The 16,461-nt window shown below is 42.2% G+C and carries 12 protein-coding genes, 1 tRNA gene and 3 rRNA genes; 14 read left to right on the top strand and 2 right to left on the bottom strand.

All coding sequences use genetic code 11. The features are described from left to right. Positions 1–16: 16 nt before the first annotated feature. From ACVC7Q_RS09100 to ACVC7Q_RS09070, 7 genes are all read left to right on the top strand, one after another. Positions 17–757, top strand: coding sequence for a Stp1/IreP family PP2C-type Ser/Thr phosphatase (locus ACVC7Q_RS09100; RefSeq protein ID WP_315376954.1), 741 nt, complete (start codon positions 17–19; stop codon positions 755–757). Then, positions 754–2,622 (top strand): Stk1 family PASTA domain-containing Ser/Thr kinase, encoded by a 1,869-nt coding sequence (gene pknB / locus ACVC7Q_RS09095; RefSeq protein WP_447265625.1) that lies wholly within the window; start codon positions 754–756, stop codon positions 2,620–2,622. Before ACVC7Q_RS09100 ends, pknB begins: the two co-directional genes overlap by 4 nt. Before the next feature lie 119 nt (positions 2,623–2,741). Further along, a complete protein-coding gene (gene liaF, locus ACVC7Q_RS09090; protein ID WP_447265624.1) occupies positions 2,742–3,437 on the top strand; it encodes a cell wall-active antibiotics response protein LiaF in 696 nt (231 codons plus the stop codon). Next, entirely contained in the window at positions 3,434–4,450 is a 1,017-nt protein-coding gene (locus ACVC7Q_RS09085) for a sensor histidine kinase (RefSeq protein ID WP_447265623.1), read from the top strand. Before liaF ends, ACVC7Q_RS09085 begins: the two co-directional genes overlap by 4 nt. Then, positions 4,447–5,079, top strand: coding sequence for a response regulator (locus tag ACVC7Q_RS09080; protein ID WP_373106198.1), 633 nt, complete (start codon positions 4,447–4,449; stop codon positions 5,077–5,079). The genes ACVC7Q_RS09085 and ACVC7Q_RS09080 overlap by 4 nt, the downstream gene beginning before the upstream one ends. Before the next feature lie 44 nt (positions 5,080–5,123). Next, positions 5,124–6,524 (top strand): bifunctional Cof-type HAD-IIB family hydrolase/peptidylprolyl isomerase, encoded by a 1,401-nt coding sequence (locus ACVC7Q_RS09075; protein WP_447265622.1) that lies wholly within the window; start codon positions 5,124–5,126, stop codon positions 6,522–6,524. A gap of 1 nt (position 6,525) precedes the next feature. Then, positions 6,526–6,891: a S1 RNA-binding domain-containing protein gene (locus ACVC7Q_RS09070; RefSeq protein ID WP_447265621.1), complete on the top strand. Its 366-nt coding sequence runs from the start codon at positions 6,526–6,528 to the stop codon at positions 6,889–6,891. Positions 6,892–6,940: 49 nt separating this feature from the next. Here the strand turns inward: ACVC7Q_RS09070 and cysK are convergent, their stop codons facing one another. Beyond that, a complete protein-coding gene (gene cysK, locus ACVC7Q_RS09065; RefSeq protein WP_223141298.1) occupies positions 6,941–7,864 on the bottom strand; it encodes a cysteine synthase A in 924 nt (307 codons plus the stop codon). A gap of 123 nt (positions 7,865–7,987) precedes the next feature. Beyond that, a complete protein-coding gene (locus ACVC7Q_RS09060) occupies positions 7,988–8,629 on the bottom strand; it encodes a YigZ family protein (protein WP_447265620.1) in 642 nt (213 codons plus the stop codon). A gap of 55 nt (positions 8,630–8,684) precedes the next feature. Between ACVC7Q_RS09060 and ACVC7Q_RS09055 the strand changes: the two genes are divergently transcribed. The 7 genes from ACVC7Q_RS09055 (at position 8,685) to rrf (ending at position 16,461) form a co-directional block, all read left to right on the top strand. Then, positions 8,685–9,983, top strand: a complete 1,299-nt coding sequence (locus tag ACVC7Q_RS09055) for a DEAD/DEAH box helicase (protein WP_447265619.1) — start codon at positions 8,685–8,687, stop codon at positions 9,981–9,983. Further along, entirely contained in the window at positions 9,980–10,645 is a 666-nt protein-coding gene (locus ACVC7Q_RS09050) for a ComF family protein (protein ID WP_447265618.1), read from the top strand. The genes ACVC7Q_RS09055 and ACVC7Q_RS09050 overlap by 4 nt, the downstream gene beginning before the upstream one ends. Positions 10,646–10,726: 81 nt before the next feature. Then, the gene (gene hpf / locus ACVC7Q_RS09045) at positions 10,727–11,269 is read left to right on the top strand and encodes a ribosome hibernation-promoting factor, HPF/YfiA family (protein WP_049496195.1); all 543 of its coding nucleotides are present in this window, start codon (positions 10,727–10,729) and stop codon (positions 11,267–11,269) included. A 298-nt stretch (positions 11,270–11,567) separates the two neighbouring features. Beyond that, a 16S ribosomal RNA gene (locus ACVC7Q_RS09040) occupies positions 11,568–13,115 on the top strand. Positions 13,116–13,168: 53 nt separating this feature from the next. Continuing rightward, positions 13,169–13,241: transfer RNA gene (locus ACVC7Q_RS09035), tRNA-Ala, on the top strand. 123 nt (positions 13,242–13,364) lie between these two features. Then, a 23S ribosomal RNA gene (locus ACVC7Q_RS09030) occupies positions 13,365–16,266 on the top strand. A 79-nt stretch (positions 16,267–16,345) separates the two neighbouring features. Next, a 5S ribosomal RNA gene (rrf, locus tag ACVC7Q_RS09025) occupies positions 16,346–16,461 on the top strand. The 16S, 23S and 5S rRNA genes sit together here with 1 tRNA gene alongside, the layout of an rRNA operon.

The following is a 16,461-nucleotide window of genomic DNA, read 5'->3' as shown; positions in this document are numbered from 1 at the left end:
GGAGGAAACTGACAGTATGGATATTACGATCTTAACCGATGTAGGTCAAAGACGGACAAATAACCAAGACTATGCAAATCAATATAAAAACAAGGCAGGAAAATCTATGGTATTTCTTGCTGATGGTATGGGGGGGCACCGTGCCGGAAATATTGCTAGTGAAATGGCAGTCACAGACCTAGGTGCAGCCTGGGTTTCTTCTGAGATCGAGACGGTTAATCAAGTACGTGAATGGTTTGCAGAACATTTAGAAGCTGTGAACCGTCGGATTCATTTAGCTGGGCAAGATGATGAGCACAAAGGAATGGGAACGACACTGGAAGCTTTGGCTTTTGTAGAAGGACAAGTGATTTATGCCCATGTTGGGGATTCGCGGATTGGTCTCATTCGCCACGGTGAATACCAGCAGTTGACCAGTGATCATTCTCTTGTAAATGCTCTTTTACGAGCAGGACAAATTACAGAAGAAGAAGCAGCCCATCATCCTCAGCGGAACATCATCACTCAGTCCATTGGTCAAAAAGATGAGTTGGCGCCTGATTATGGTTTGGTGACCGTTGAAGCAGATGATTACATTTTGATCAATAGTGATGGTTTAACGAATATGATTGGCCCAGATGAAATCAGAGACATTGTCTTGAGTGATGTTACGCTTGAAGAGAAGGCTCAAGCCTTGATTCGTTTTGCCAATAATGCTGGAGGTTTGGATAATATCACCGTTGTACTGCTCCACTTTACAGAGGAGGACGCAGCATGATTCAAATCGGCAAAATTTTTGCCGGGCGATATAAAATCATCCAACAAATTGGGCGCGGCGGGATGGCAGATGTTTATCTTGCGCGTGATTTGATTTTAGATGGGGAAGAAGTTGCAGTCAAGGTACTGCGTACGAATTACCAGACAGATCCCATTGCAGTTGCTCGTTTTCAGCGTGAGGCAAAAGCGATGGCAGAACTGGACCATCCAAATATCGTTCGGATTACAGACATTGGCGAAGAAGAAGGGCAACAATACCTTGCAATGGAATATGTTGCAGGTTTAGACTTAAAACGCTATATCAAAGAAAATGCACCTTTATCAAATGAAGAAGCTGTTCGTTTAATGGGGCAAATTCTTCTCGCTATGCGTCTTGCCCATACGCGTGGCATTATCCATAGAGATTTAAAACCACAGAATGTCCTCTTGACACCAGATGGAACAGCGAAAGTTTCAGACTTTGGGATTGCAGTGGCCTTTGCAGAGACTAGCTTGACCCAGACCAACTCGATGTTGGGGTCGGTTCATTATTTGTCCCCTGAGCAGGCGCGCGGATCAAAAGCAACGGTTCAAAGTGACATCTACGCTATGGGGATCATTTTCTATGAGATGTTAACCGGGCACATTCCTTATGATGGGGACAGTGCAGTCACAATTGCTTTGCAGCATTTTCAAAAGCCTCTCCCATCTATTCGTGAGGAAAATAAGAATGTTCCACAAGCTCTAGAAAATGTGGTGATCAAAGCGACAGCTAAAAAACTGACGGATCGCTATAAGTCAGTGGCAGAGATGTATGTGGATCTTTCAAGTTGTTTGTCCTATGAGAGAAGAAATGAGAAAAAACTGATTTTTGAAGACCAAGCGAAAGCTGATACAAAAACTCTTCCAAAAGTGAGTCCAACTCCAAAGACGGCTCCTGTTCCAATCTCTGAGGTACGCAATGAAATCAGTTCGGTAGATCCTAATCGACCATTATCTAACCAACAGACAATGGCCCCAAGCAAAAAGCCAAGAAGACGCTTGCGGGCGCGCTACAAGGTCTTGTTTGTTGCCATTGCCCTAGTTCTTGCAGCCTTTACCTTCTTGTTGTATATGAGCCCGGCCAATAAAACCGTTCCAGATGTTTCCGGCAAAACCATTGCCGAAGCTAGAGCCGTTATTGAGGGACAAGACCTTCAAGTTGGTGAAGAGAAAGAAGAGTACAGTGATTCGGTTGCAGAAGGTTATGTCATTCGAACCAATCCCAATGCAGGGGCCCAAAAGAAAGAACAAAGTAGAATTGATTTGATCGTTTCAAAAGGACCAAACAGCTTTGAAATGCCAAATTACGTGGGCGAAACACGGGCAGCAGCTGAAGAGGATCTGAAAAACACTTATAAAGTATCGAGCAAAATGATCACCGTTGAAGAAGTTGAGACCTTTGATTATCCTGCAGGGACAGTTCTTGAACAAACACCAGCTCCAGGAGAGCAATATTCTTTGAGTTCAAAGACCAAGATTGTTTTAAAAGTAGCAAAAGAAACAACTTCAGTTGAAATGCCAAACTATGTTGGATCAACCTATGATTTTGCTAGAAGTAATTTAATTGAAATCTATGGTATTAAAGAAGCCAATATCGAATTAAGAAAAACGGAACATCTCCCTGATGGGGTAGTTGTTTCTGCAGGTCAAATTGTCAGTCAAACTCCAGAAGTTTCGAGTACGGTGGACATTAACCGAACACGAATTGTCTTGACGGTATATGAGCCTAAAGTGACAGCTTCTTCGAGTACAAAAGCCTCATCCAGTTCAGAAACATCTAGTTCATCCTCTGCTGAACGATCGGATACAGAAAGTTCCAGCAGTAGTGCAACTGGTGGAGATTAATAATTCAGTTTAAGACTCAGATGGATTTCTGGGTCTTTTTGATTGTATGCGATTATCCAACCACAGACGGAAGTCAAATGAGGAAAAATTTGATAAAATAGGAAAAGATGAGGTAGACTATGTGGAAAATACAAATTTTTATTTTCGTTGAAGCCATTTTGTTAACATTAGCAGCAATCACCATTTTATCAATCGATTTTTCCAGATTTGTTGTCTTGATGGTTCTCTTTTTGCTCCTTCTGTATTACTATTTTGGCAAACAAAAAGCAAATTTTCTATTAATCGCACTGAGTGTGCTTCTGTTTTTTATCGTGATGCTGAATCCTTTTGTGATTGCAGCCATTTTATTTGCTGTGGTTTATGGTTTATTGATCGCCTACCCTTATATGTATAAGGAAAATGAAGCAGTTGTGTTTGATGTTGAAGAGAATACCGAAATTCGTCAGGAAAAAACTAGATGGATTGGTGATTTACAACATTTTTCAAAGCAAAGTCGAGGATATCGAGATCTGAATGTGATCCGAGTTTTTGGGAATGACACCCTTCATTTAGAGGAGGTAGCCATTTGCAATTGGGACAATGTGGTGATCATCCGGAAAGGTTTTGGAAATACAAAAATTATCTTACCGATTGATTTAGAGTTGCATTTACAAATTAACACCCTGTATGGAGATCTGAAGTTTTTGGATCTTCCTGTCCGTAAAATGAGGAATGAAACCATAGACATTGAAACGGTACATTATCGGAGGTCGCACCGTTCTATTAAAATTGTATTGGTTGGAATCGTTGGGGATGTTGAGGTGATTCGCGCATGAAGAAATTAGATTATCTCCTATTGTACTTCTATTCCCTAATGGTGGTTGCGGTCATTTGTCATACCATTTTCCATTTTGTTGGTTTTCAGTGGGGCAAACTTCTCTCAGATCTTTCCTTGCTTCAATCATTCCTATTTTTGGTTTTTAGTCTGACGCTTGCATTGACGGCTTTGGTGGTCTTAATTATTAAAATCACGCAATTTGTAACGGTCCATGCAGTACAACAAAAGGTAGAATCTATCCTGACTGCTTCACGGCGAAAAGAAATTGCTCCCAAAGAATTGAATCAACAGTTAGATTTATTGGATCAGAAGTTGCATCGACTTGAAGAAAATTTACAAAAAAGTGAAAATCGTGTGATGCGAAATGAGGAAGAAATTATTGAAATCGAGCGTAAGAGAATTGCGCGAGATCTACATGATACGGTTAGTCAAGAATTGTTTGCAGCTAATATGATTTTGTCCGGAGTGGCTTCACAGGCTCTTGAGTTAGAGAAAAATCAGATCCAGCAACAACTAAATGGGGTATCGGATATTTTGGGTACAGCCCAAAATGATCTACGTGTCTTGCTCTTACATCTTCGTCCTACAGAATTGGAAGGAAAAAGTTTAGTAGAAGGTATGGAGATGATTTTTAGAGAATTGAAGGAAAAGAGTGACCTAACAGTTGTCTTCCATCATAATGAAGTGAGTATTCCAAAAGATATGGAAGAACATCTGTTTCGGATCGTCCAAGAAATTGTCAGCAATACCTTGAAACATGCTAGAGCTCAACAAATGGATGTCTTTTTGCATCAGGAGAGGAAACAACTTCATTTACGGATGGTAGATGATGGAATCGGGTTTGAGCAAGAAAAATTGGAACGATTGAGTTATGGGTTGAAAAATATTCAAGAGCGTGTAGAAGACATGGCGGGAACCATTAAAATAAGAACGAGTCCTCAAAAGGGAGTAGCTGTAGATATTCGCGTTCCCCTCCTTGTAAAAGATAAAAATGAAAAGGAAACTGTATGAAAGTATTATTAGTAGACGACCATGAAATGGTCCGGTTGGGATTAAAAAGCTTTTTGTCCATGCAAACCGATATTGAGCAAGTCTCAGAGGCACAAAATGGGCAAGAAGGCGTGGAGTTGGCGCTGAAAGAAAGACCAGACGTCATCATCATGGATATTGTGATGCCAGAGATAAATGGAATCGATGCAACTCTAGCCATCCTAAAAGAGTGGCCGGAAGCTAAAATTGTCATTTTGACGTCTTATTTGGATAACGAAAAGATCTACCCGGTTTTAGATGCAGGTGCAAAAGGTTATATCTTAAAGACTTCGTCGGCAACTGAGATCTTACAGGCTGTCCGGAAGGTTGCAAAAGGAGAATTTGCGATTGAGACTGAAGTCAGTCAAAAAGTTGAGTCACGCAAGAACCATGCTGAATTGCATGATGATTTGACGGCTAGAGAACGAGATATTCTGGCTTTATTGACCAAAGGATATGAAAATCAACGCATAGCAGATGAACTCTTTATTTCTTTAAAAACGGTGAAAACCCACGTCTCCAATATTTTATCGAAACTAGAAGTTAGTGATCGGACACAAGCAGTCGTCTATGCCTTCCGACACCATCTGGTGAATCAAGAAGATTTTTAAGTTGAAACATGCTATAATAGAGCAAGGAAAATAGGGGGAGACAAGTGGACGCAAAATTACGTTATAAAGCAAAAAAAGTAAAAATCGTCTTTTTTGATATTGACGATACATTACGTGCAAAAGAAACTGGATTGATCCCAGAATCTGTGAAAGACGTCTTTCGTCAGTTGAAAGAAAAGGGAATTCGAACAGGGATTGCAACCGGTAGAGGGGTTTTTGGAGTTGTTCCTGAAATTATGGACTTAAAGCCGGATTTTCTAGTCACCTTAAACGGTGCCTATATTGAAGATACCAAAGGAACTGTGATCTACCAATCACCAATCAATGAAGCAATCGTTTCTTCTTTTGTGGATTGGGCCAAAGAATCCCAGATTGATTATGGGTTAGTGGCTAGTCATCAAGCTGCCCTGTCCAATCGTACACCTTTGATCAGTGATGCTATTGACATCATTTATCCCAACTTACCAGTAGATCCAGATCTGCATTTGAAAGAACCCATTTTCCAAATGTGGACCTTTGATGAAGATGATGGTGATTTAGAATTATCACCTTCCTTACAAGAGGAGTTACGTCTCGTTCCATGGCACCCACATTCATCTGATGTTGTTCGTTTTGATCGATCAAAGGCTTCAGGAGTCTCTCAACTTGTAAATCATTTGGGCTTGAAGCCAGAAAATGTTTTGGTATTTGGGGATGGCTTAAATGATCTCGAACTATTTGATTATGCTGGGATTAGTATCGCAATGGGAATATCTGCCCCAGAGTTACAAGAAAAAGCTGATTATATCACTAAGAATTTGGAAGAAGATGGCATATTCTATGCCTTAGAGGAGTTAAATATGGTTGAAAAAGAATTGACGTTACCGCAGTTGGAACTTGGTGTGGTTGAAGGTCCTATAGCTGTGATCAAAACCAATCACGGTGAGATGAAAATCCAATTGTTCCCAGATCAAGCGCCAAAAACAGTTGCAAATTTTGTGGCTCTTGCTAAGTCTGGCTATTATGATGGTGTCATTTTCCATCGGATTATTAAAGATTTCATGATCCAAGGGGGAGATCCTACTGGTACAGGTATGGGGGGTGAATCCATCTATGGTGAGAGCTTTGAAGACGAATTTTCAAAAGGATTGTACAATATTCGCGGAGCCCTTTCGATGGCAAATGCTGGACCAAACACAAATGGCAGCCAATTCTTTATTGTACAAAATCAACATCTCCCATATTCGAAAAAGGAATTGATCCGCGGTGGCTGGCCTGAAAAAATTGCCGAAATCTATACGACAGAAGGAGGAACTCCTCATCTAGATCAACGCCATACCGTATTTGGACAATTGATGGATGAAGCTTCATTTGTGGTATTGGATGAGATTGCAGCTGTTGAGACAGGTATGATGGATAAGCCGGTAGAAGATGTCGTGATTCAAACCATTGAAATTGAGGACTAAAATGAAAATTGGAGATAAGTTAGAAGGAACCATCACAGGCATTCAACCTTATGGAGCCTTTGTTGAACTAGAGTCGGGTGTCACAGGCTTGATTCATATCTCAGAGATTCGAAGTGGCTATGTGAGTAATATTCATGATATTCTTTCGATTGGAGAGAAAGTCTTTGTCCAAGTCATCGATGTTGATGAATATTCTAAGAAAGCCAGTCTCTCTTTGAGAACCTTAGAAGAAACACCGCAACGAAGTATTCGACACCATCGTTTTTCAAATGACCGCAACAAAAGTGGTTTTGCTCCCTTAGCTCAACAGATGCCAACCTGGGTCAAAGAAGGAAAAGCATTCTTTAACAAACAAGAAAAAAAATAAAAACTTCGATAGGTTGATGAAACCTACCGAAGTTTTTTGGTATAGTGAGTTATTCAAATTCGTAAAGAGTAGTGGAAAGGTAACGTTCCCCATTATCTGGTGCAAGGGCAAGAACTTTTTTACCGCTACCTAATTCTTTTGCGACTTCAATAGCAGCATAGATAGCAGCTGCGCTTGAGATACCGACTAAGAATCCTTCAGTTCCACCGATAGCGCGTGCAAGTTCGAAAGCTTCTTCTGAAGATACACGACGAACACCATCATATGCGTTAGTGTCTAAAGTGTTTGGAATAAAACCTGCTGAAATACCTTGGATTTTATGTGGTCCAGGTTTTTCGCCAGAAAGGACCGCAGATTCATTGGCTTCAACGGCATAGACTTTGACAGCAGGATTGTTCTTTTTCAAAGTATGAGAAATACCAGAAACAGTACCACCAGTACCAACACCTGCGACAAAAGCATCTAAACCATCTTTTCCAAAGGCATCAACGATTTCTTGTCCTGTTGTTCTCTCGTGTACCTCTGGGTTGGCAGGGTTTTCAAATTGAAGAGGAAGGAAGCCATTTCTTTCTGCAGCGATTGCTTCAGCTTTAGCGATGGCACCTTTCATTCCTTCACTTCCAGGAGTCAAAACGAGTTCAGCTCCATAGGCTTGGATGATTTTACGACGTTCCACACTCATGGTTTCAGGCATGACAATCACAACTTTATAGCCTTTCGCTGCACCAACCCATGATAAACCAATCCCAGTGTTTCCACTAGTTGCTTCGACAATTGTATCACCTGGTTTGATCAAGCCATCTGCTTCAGCTTTTTCAATCATGCTCAAAGCAATCCGGTCTTTAACCGATGATCCAGGGTTGAAGGCTTCGAGTTTGACATAGACATCTGCAGCTCCTTCAGGAACAAGACGGTTCAATTTGACAATTGGAGTGTTCCCAATCAATTCTGTAATATTTTCATAAATAGCCATAATATACCTCAGTTCTAGGTTTTCTTGATACTAACAAGTATAGTCCCTTGTGGGAAGAATGTAAAATATAGAAATTTTATGGGTGTGATAAAAAAAAACTATCGTTGCCGGTAGTTTTTTTGATTATTTTTCTACAGAAAGTAGGGGTACTTCAATCTCGCGAATTCCTTGATCTTCTATAAGGACTTTGCCATTGTAAAATTCGACTAAAGCTGCTGTGATAGAACTGGTGTTTTCTTTATCCACAAAAATCGTTGTCATCACCTGATCTGTAAACATCGGATCTTGTTCTACCAATTTGTTGTCTTTTAAGAAATTAGCAAATTCTTGGTATTGGGAATAAGAAAGTGTGATCCCAAGAACAACTTGCTCCTTGATTTCTACAAGTCCAATCTCTCGAACTGCTTGAGCCACACTTCCAGCGTATGCACGAATCAGACCGCCAGCACCTAATTTAATGCCTCCAAAATAGCGGGTAACCACAACACAACTATTAGTGATGTGATGATTCTCTAAAACTCCCAACATCGGTACACCCGCTGTTCCACTAGGTTCACCATCGTCACTAGTCCGTTTAATATCGCTATGTTCTCCAATGATGAAGGCAGAACAGTTATGTGTGGCTTTGTAGTGTTCCTTCTTGATTGCGTTGATAAAATCTCTAGCTTCCTCTTCAGAAGAGACGCGTTTAACATGACAAATGAATTTCGATTTTTTGATTTCTTCTTGAACAGTGCCGTTCTCTTTAAATGTAATATATTCCATATTCTTATTTTACAAAAAAAGAATGATTTTCTCCAATTTTTACGAATTGATAAGTATGAAGATAGAAGATGCTTATGGAAGACTCTTAACAGAGAGCCAGATGACAGACGATTTAAAAGAAATGGCCCAAGAACTCCTAACCATAGAAAAACAAAATGGAAGGTACCAATGTTTTCGATGTGGCAGTATGATTGATCAAAAACTTTGGAAGTTGAGTGAAGAGGTCCTGTATTGTAGAGCTTGTATCCAATTGGGAAGGATCCGGAGTGATCAAAAACTTTATGCTATTGCACAGCAAGACTTTGAGGGACAAGAGGTGTTAAACTGGAAAGGAACCTTGACTTCCTATCAACAAGAGGTATCAGATGGTCTTATCAAAGCAGTTAAAGAAGGAAAAAATGCCTTGGTACATGCTGTGACAGGAGCTGGGAAAACGGAAATGATGTACCAGGTTGTAGCAACAGCGATCAAGTGTGGACAAGCAGTTTGTATTGCTACCCCAAGAATCGATGTCTGTATCGAACTGTACGGAAGGATGAAGGAAGATTTTTCCTGTTCAATATCGTTGCTTCATGGGGAATCGGACCCCTATTTTAGAACACCTTTGGTAATCGCAACCACTCACCAATTGTTAAAGTTTTATCAGGCCTTTGATCTCCTTATTATAGATGAGGTCGACGCTTTTCCCTTTGTAGATAATCCTATGTTATATAAAGCAGCTCAGAATGCGATAAAAAAAGAAGGGAATACCCTTTATTTAACAGCAACCTCTACAGATGAGTTAGATAAAAAGGTTAAGAAAAAAGAAATCATCCGTTATAGTCTTCCAAGACGTTTCCATGGGAACCCACTAGTGGTTCCAGAAATAAAATGGGTATCGAAAATGAGAGAAAAAATAGAAAAAGGAAGAATCCCCAACGAACTATTGAAACTAATCAAGAAGCAAAGACAGACTCACTACCCATTGTTAATCTTTGTATCTGAAATTGAATTAGGACTACAATTTAAAGAAAATATAAAAAAATACTTTCCGAAAGAAAAAGTAGGTTTTGTATCCTCTCAGACACAGGATCGCTTGAGAATTGTAGAAGAATTTAGAAATAAAGAAAAAACAATACTAGTCTCGACTACCATTCTAGAAAGAGGAGTTACCTTTCCGCTTGTAGATGTTTTTGTTTTAGAAAGCAACCATCGCTTGTTTACGAAAAGTGCCCTTGTACAAATCTCAGGAAGAGTTGGACGTAGCAAAGAAAGACCAATAGGCCAATTGCTCTTTCTATCAGATGGAATAACAAAAGAAATGAAAAAAGCAATCAAGGAAATAAAACAAATGAATCAGGAGGCTGGGTTTTGAAAGAATGTCTGCTTTGTAATAAAGAGTTAAAAACTAGTGAACATTTCACAGATCTTATTTTTATAAATCAGCAAGAAAAATGGATTTGTAAAGAATGCAAAGAAAACTTCGAACAAATTGGCAAAATTCATTGTCCTAGGTGCTTTAAAGATAAGGAGGAGAAAGTATGTAAAGATTGTAAGTTCTGGGAAGACAAAGGAAATACTGTTCAACATGAAGCTTTATATAGATATAATGGAGCAATGAAAGACTATTTCAAACGATATAAATTTGAAGGAGATTGTTTGTTAGGAATGGTATTTGCAAGTGATATCAAAAAAGCGTTGAAAAATTATAAAAACTATACAATAATACCAACTCCAATTAGCCATGAAAAAAAGCAGGAGAGAGGATTCAATCAAGTCTCGACTATACTAGATTTTGCAGAAATAAAGTACAGCACTCTATTTAAAAAAGAAGACAGCTTGGCACAATCAAAAAAAACAAGAGAAGAACGATTAAAAACCTCTCAACATTTTCAATTAACAGAAGAAGTTCCAAAAAAGCAAAAGTATCTTATCTTCGATGATATCTACACAACTGGCAAAACAATCGAATTAATGAAGCGCTTGTTAATTGAAAAAGGTGTGAAAGAAATAAAGACATTTTCAATCGCAAGATAAAAAAAGATTTGCAAAAAGTTTATGAAAGCGTTATAATATACATATAAATAAAAACATAATGTTTAGAAAGTAGGTACTAATATGATTAAATATAGTATCCGTGGTGAAAACCTAGAAGTAACAGAAGCCATTCGCGACTATGTCGTTTCTAAACTCGAAAAGATTGAAAAATATTTTCAGGCAGATCAAGAACTAGACGCTCGTGTAAACTTAAAAGTTTACCGTGAAAAGACCGCAAAAGTAGAAGTAACCATTCCACTTGGATCTATTACACTTCGTGCAGAAGATGTGTCTCAAGATATGTACGGTTCAATTGATCTGGTTGTAGATAAAATTGAACGTCAAATTCGTAAGAATAAAACAAAAATCGAAAAGAAAAATCGTATTAAATCTGGTGCAGGTAAGTTATTTACCGATGCAGTTGTAGAAGAAGCAACAACTACAGAAAAAGTTGTTCGCTCAAAAACAATTGATCTAGAACCAATGGATTTAGATGAAGCTATTCTTCAAATGGATCTATTAGCACACGACTTCTTCATTTATCGTGATGTGGAAGACAACACAACTAATGTTATCTACCGTAGAGAAGATGGAGATATTGGTCTATTGGAAGTAAAAGAATAGAGATTAAAAACATCAATTAAATTATAGAAGGATCAGGAGCAATTTTGCTCCTGATTTTTTAGATAATCTAAAGAAGTAAGAATATTTTTCAAAAAAATAAAATTTTTTGAAAAAAAGTGTTGACAGTAAGTCCAGGTCATGATATACTAATATAGTTGTCGCGAGAGAGCGACAAAGACCTTTGAAAACTGAACAAGACGAACCAATGTGCAGGGCACTATAACGGAAGTTATAGTAACTGAACAATAAAAAACAATAAATCTGTCAGTGACAGAATGAGTTTAAGACAAACAATTATTTTAATGAGAGTTTGATCCTGGCTCAGGATGAACGCTGGCGGCGTGCCTAATACATGCAAGTAGAACGCTGAAGCTTGGTGCTTGCACCGAGCGGATGAGTTGCGAACGGGTGAGTAACGCGTAGGTAACCTGCCTGGTAGCGGGGGATAACTATTGGAAACGATAGCTAATACCGCATAACAGTAGATGTTGCATGACATCTGCTTGAAAGGGGCAAATGCTTCACTACCAGATGGACCTGCGTTGTATTAGCTAGTTGGTGAGGTAACGGCTCACCAAGGCGACGATACATAGCCGACCTGAGAGGGTGATCGGCCACACTGGGACTGAGACACGGCCCAGACTCCTACGGGAGGCAGCAGTAGGGAATCTTCGGCAATGGACGGAAGTCTGACCGAGCAACGCCGCGTGAGTGAAGAAGGTTTTCGGATCGTAAAGCTCTGTTGTAAGAGAAGAACGAGTGTGAGAGTGGAAAGTTCACACTGTGACGGTAACTTACCAGAAAGGGACGGCTAACTACGTGCCAGCAGCCGCGGTAATACGTAGGTCCCGAGCGTTATCCGGATTTATTGGGCGTAAAGCGAGCGCAGGCGGTTAGATAAGTCTGAAGTTAAAGGCTGTGGCTTAACCATAGTACGCTTTGGAAACTGTTTAACTTGAGTGCAGAAGGGGAGAGTGGAATTCCATGTGTAGCGGTGAAATGCGTAGATATATGGAGGAACACCGGTGGCGAAAGCGGCTCTCTGGTCTGTAACTGACGCTGAGGCTCGAAAGCGTGGGGAGCAAACAGGATTAGATACCCTGGTAGTCCACGCCGTAAACGATGAGTGCTAGGTGTTGGGTCCTTTCCGGGACTCAGTGCCGCAGCTAACGCATTAAGCACTCCGCCTGGGGAGTACGACCGCAAGGTTGAAACTCAAAGGAATTGACGGGGGCCCGCACAAGCGGTGGAGCATGTGGTTTAATTCGAAGCAACGCGAAGAACCTTACCAGGTCTTGACATCCCTCTGACCGCTCTAGAGATAGAGCTTTCCTTCGGGACAGAGGTGACAGGTGGTGCATGGTTGTCGTCAGCTCGTGTCGTGAGATGTTGGGTTAAGTCCCGCAACGAGCGCAACCCCTATTGTTAGTTGCCATCATTCAGTTGGGCACTCTAGCGAGACTGCCGGTAATAAACCGGAGGAAGGTGGGGATGACGTCAAATCATCATGCCCCTTATGACCTGGGCTACACACGTGCTACAATGGCTGGTACAACGAGTCGCGAGTCGGTGACGGCAAGCTAATCTCTTAAAGCCAGTCTCAGTTCGGATTGTAGGCTGCAACTCGCCTACATGAAGTCGGAATCGCTAGTAATCGCGGATCAGCACGCCGCGGTGAATACGTTCCCGGGCCTTGTACACACCGCCCGTCACACCACGAGAGTTTGTAACACCCGAAGTCGGTGAGGTAACCATTTGGAGCCAGCCGCCTAAGGTGGGATAGATGATTGGGGTGAAGTCGTAACAAGGTAGCCGTATCGGAAGGTGCGGCTGGATCACCTCCTTTCTAAGGAAAAGGAAACCTGTACGTTGGTCTTGTTTAGTTTTGAGAGGTCTTGTGGGGCCTTAGCTCAGCTGGGAGAGCGCCTGCTTTGCACGCAGGAGGTCAGCGGTTCGATCCCGCTAGGCTCCATTAACACTTTAGTAGTGTTAAGTTTGAACATTGAAAATTGAATATCTATATCAAATAGTAACAAGAAAATAAACCGAAACGCTGTAAATATTTAAAGAGTTTAGGTCGCAAGACCAAAAATAAGGTTAAGTTAATAAGGGCGCACGGTGGATGCCTTGGCACTAGAAGCCGAAGAAGGACGTGACAAACGACGAAATGCTTTGGGGAGCTGTAAGTAAGCGACGATCCAGAGATGTCCGAATGGGGGAACCCACTAGCTAATGGCTAGTACTCCTATCTGTTAAGGATAGGTAGAGGAAGACGCAGTGAACTGAAACATCTAAGTAGCTGCAGGAAGAGAAAGCAAAAGCGATTGCCTGAGTAGCGGCGAGCGAAACGGCAGGAGGGCAAACCGAAGAGTTTACTCTTCGGGGTTGTAGGACTGCAATGTGGACTTAAAGAGTATAGAAGAATGACATGGGAAGGTCAGCCAAAGAGAGTAAGAGCCTCGTATTCGAAATAGTCTTTATACCTAGCAGTATCCTGAGTACGGCGGGACACGAGAAATCCCGTCGGAATCTGGGAGGACCATCTCCCAACCCTAAATACTCTCTAGTGACCGATAGTGAACCAGTACCGTGAGGGAAAGGTGAAAAGCACCCCGGGAGGGGAGTGAAATAGAACCTGAAACCGTGTGCCTACAACAAGTTCGAGCCCGTTAATGGGTGAGAGCGTGCCTTTTGTAGAATGAACCGGCGAGTTACGATATGATGCGAGGTTAAGTTGAAGAGACGGAGCCGCAGGGAAACCGAGTCTGAATAGGGCGCATTAGTATTATGTCGTAGACCCGAAACCATGTGACCTACCCATGAGCAGGTTGAAGGTGAGGTAAAACTCACTGGAGGACCGAACCAGGGCACGTTGAAAAGTGCTTGGATGACTTGTGGGTAGCGGAGAAATTCCAAACGAACTTGGAGATAGCTGGTTCTCTCCGAAATAGCTTTAGGGCTAGCGTCGACATTAGAGATTCTTGGAGGTAGAGCACTGTTTGGGTGAGGGGTCCATCCCGGATTACCAATCTCAGATAAACTCCGAATGCCAATGAATTATGGTCGGCAGTCAGACTGCGAGTGCTAAGATCCGTAGTCGAAAGGGAAACAGCCCAGACCACCAGCTAAGGTCCCAAAATAATTGTTAAGTGGAAAAGGATGTGGGGTTGCACAGACAACTAGGATGTTAGCTTAGAAGCAGCTATTCATTCAAAGAGTGCGTAATAGCTCACTAGTCGAGTGACCCTGCGCCGAAAATGTACCGGGGCTAAAACAATTTACCGAAGCTGTGGATACCTTTATAGGTATGGTAGGAGAGCGTTCTATGTGTGGAGAAGGTGTACCGTGAGGAGCGCTGGAACGCATAGAAGTGAGAATGCCGGTATGAGTAGCGAAAGACAGGTGAGAATCCTGTCCACCGTAAGACTAAGGTTTCCAGGGGAAGGCTCGTCCGCCCTGGGTTAGTCGGGACCTAAGGAGAGACCGAAAGGTGTATCCGATGGACAACAGGTTGATATTCCTGTACTAGAGTATGTAGTGAAGGAGGGACGCAGTAGGCTAACTAAAGCGTGCGACTGGAAGTGCACGTCTAAGCAGTGAGGTGTGAATTGAGTTAAATGCTTAGTTCTATAACATTGAGCTGTGATGGGGAGCGAAGTTTAGTAGCGAAGTTAGTGACGTCACACTGCCAAGAAAAGCTTCTAGCGTTTAAACATACTCTACCCGTACCGCAAACCGACACAGGTAGTCGAGGCGAGTAGCCTCAGGTGAGCGAGAGAACTCTCGTTAAGGAACTCGGCAAAATGACCCCGTAACTTCGGGAGAAGGGGTGCTGACTTTATGTCAGCCGCAGTGAATAGGCCCAAGCAACTGTTTATCAAAAACACAGCTCTCTGCTAAATCGTAAGATGATGTATAGGGGGTGACGCCTGCCCGGTGCTGGAAGGTTAAGAGGAGTGCTTAGCGTAAGCGAAGGTATGAATTGAAGCCCCAGTAAACGGCGGCCGTAACTATAACGGTCCTAAGGTAGCGAAATTCCTTGTCGGGTAAGTTCCGACCCGCACGAAAGGCGTAATGATTTGGGCACTGTCTCAACGAGAGACTCGGTGAAATTTTAGTACCTGTGAAGATGCAGGTTACCCGCGACAGGACGGAAAGACCCCATGGAGCTTTACTGCAGTTTGATATTGAGTGTCTGTGCCACATGTACAGGATAGGTAGGAGCCATAGAGATCGGGACGCCAGTTTCGATGGAGGCGTTGTTGGGATACTACCCTTGTGTTATGGCCACTCTAACCCGGTAGGTTAATCATCTACGGAGACAGTGTCTGACGGGCAGTTTGACTGGGGCGGTCGCCTCCTAAAAGGTAACGGAGGCGCCCAAAGGTTCCCTCAGAATGGTTGGAAATCATTCGCAGAGTGTAAAGGTATAAGGGAGCTTGACTGCGAGAGCTACAACTCGAGCAGGGACGAAAGTCGGGCTTAGTGATCCGGTGGTTCCGTATGGAAGGGCCATCGCTCAACGGATAAAAGCTACCCTGGGGATAACAGGCTTATCTCCCCCAAGAGTTCACATCGACGGGGAGGTTTGGCACCTCGATGTCGGCTCGTCGCATCCTGGGGCTGTAGTCGGTCCCAAGGGTTGGGCTGTTCGCCCATTAAAGCGGCACGCGAGCTGGGTTCAGAACGTCGTGAGACAGTTCGGTCCCTATCCGTCGCGGGCGTAGGAAATTTGAGAGGATCTGCTCCTAGTACGAGAGGACCAGAGTGGACTTACCGCTGGTGTACCAGTTGTCTCGCCAGAGGCATCGCTGGGTAGCTATGTAGGGAAGGGATAAACGCTGAAAGCATCTAAGTGTGAAACCCACCTCAAGATGAGATTTCCCATGATTTTATATCAGTAAGAGCCCTGAGAGAAGATCAGGTAGATAGGTTAGGAGTGGAAGTTGTGTGAGCAATGGAGCGGACTAATACTAATAGCTCGAGGACTTATCCAAAGAGTCAGAAGATATTGACAACGTGAGTTTAACTTGTTAGAATATAGATATTCAATTTTGAATGTTTAAACATTCAGAGTTAAGTGACGATAGCCTAGGAGATACACCTGTACCCATGCCGAACACAGCAGTTAAGCCCTAGAACGCCGGAAGTAGTTGGGGGTTGCCCCCTGTGAGATAAGGTAGTCGCTTAGC

This window comes from Streptococcus sp. W151 (genome assembly GCF_053010205.1).
The sequence above is the reverse complement of the archived record's forward strand: the minus strand, read 5'-3'. Positions and strand labels throughout refer to the sequence as shown.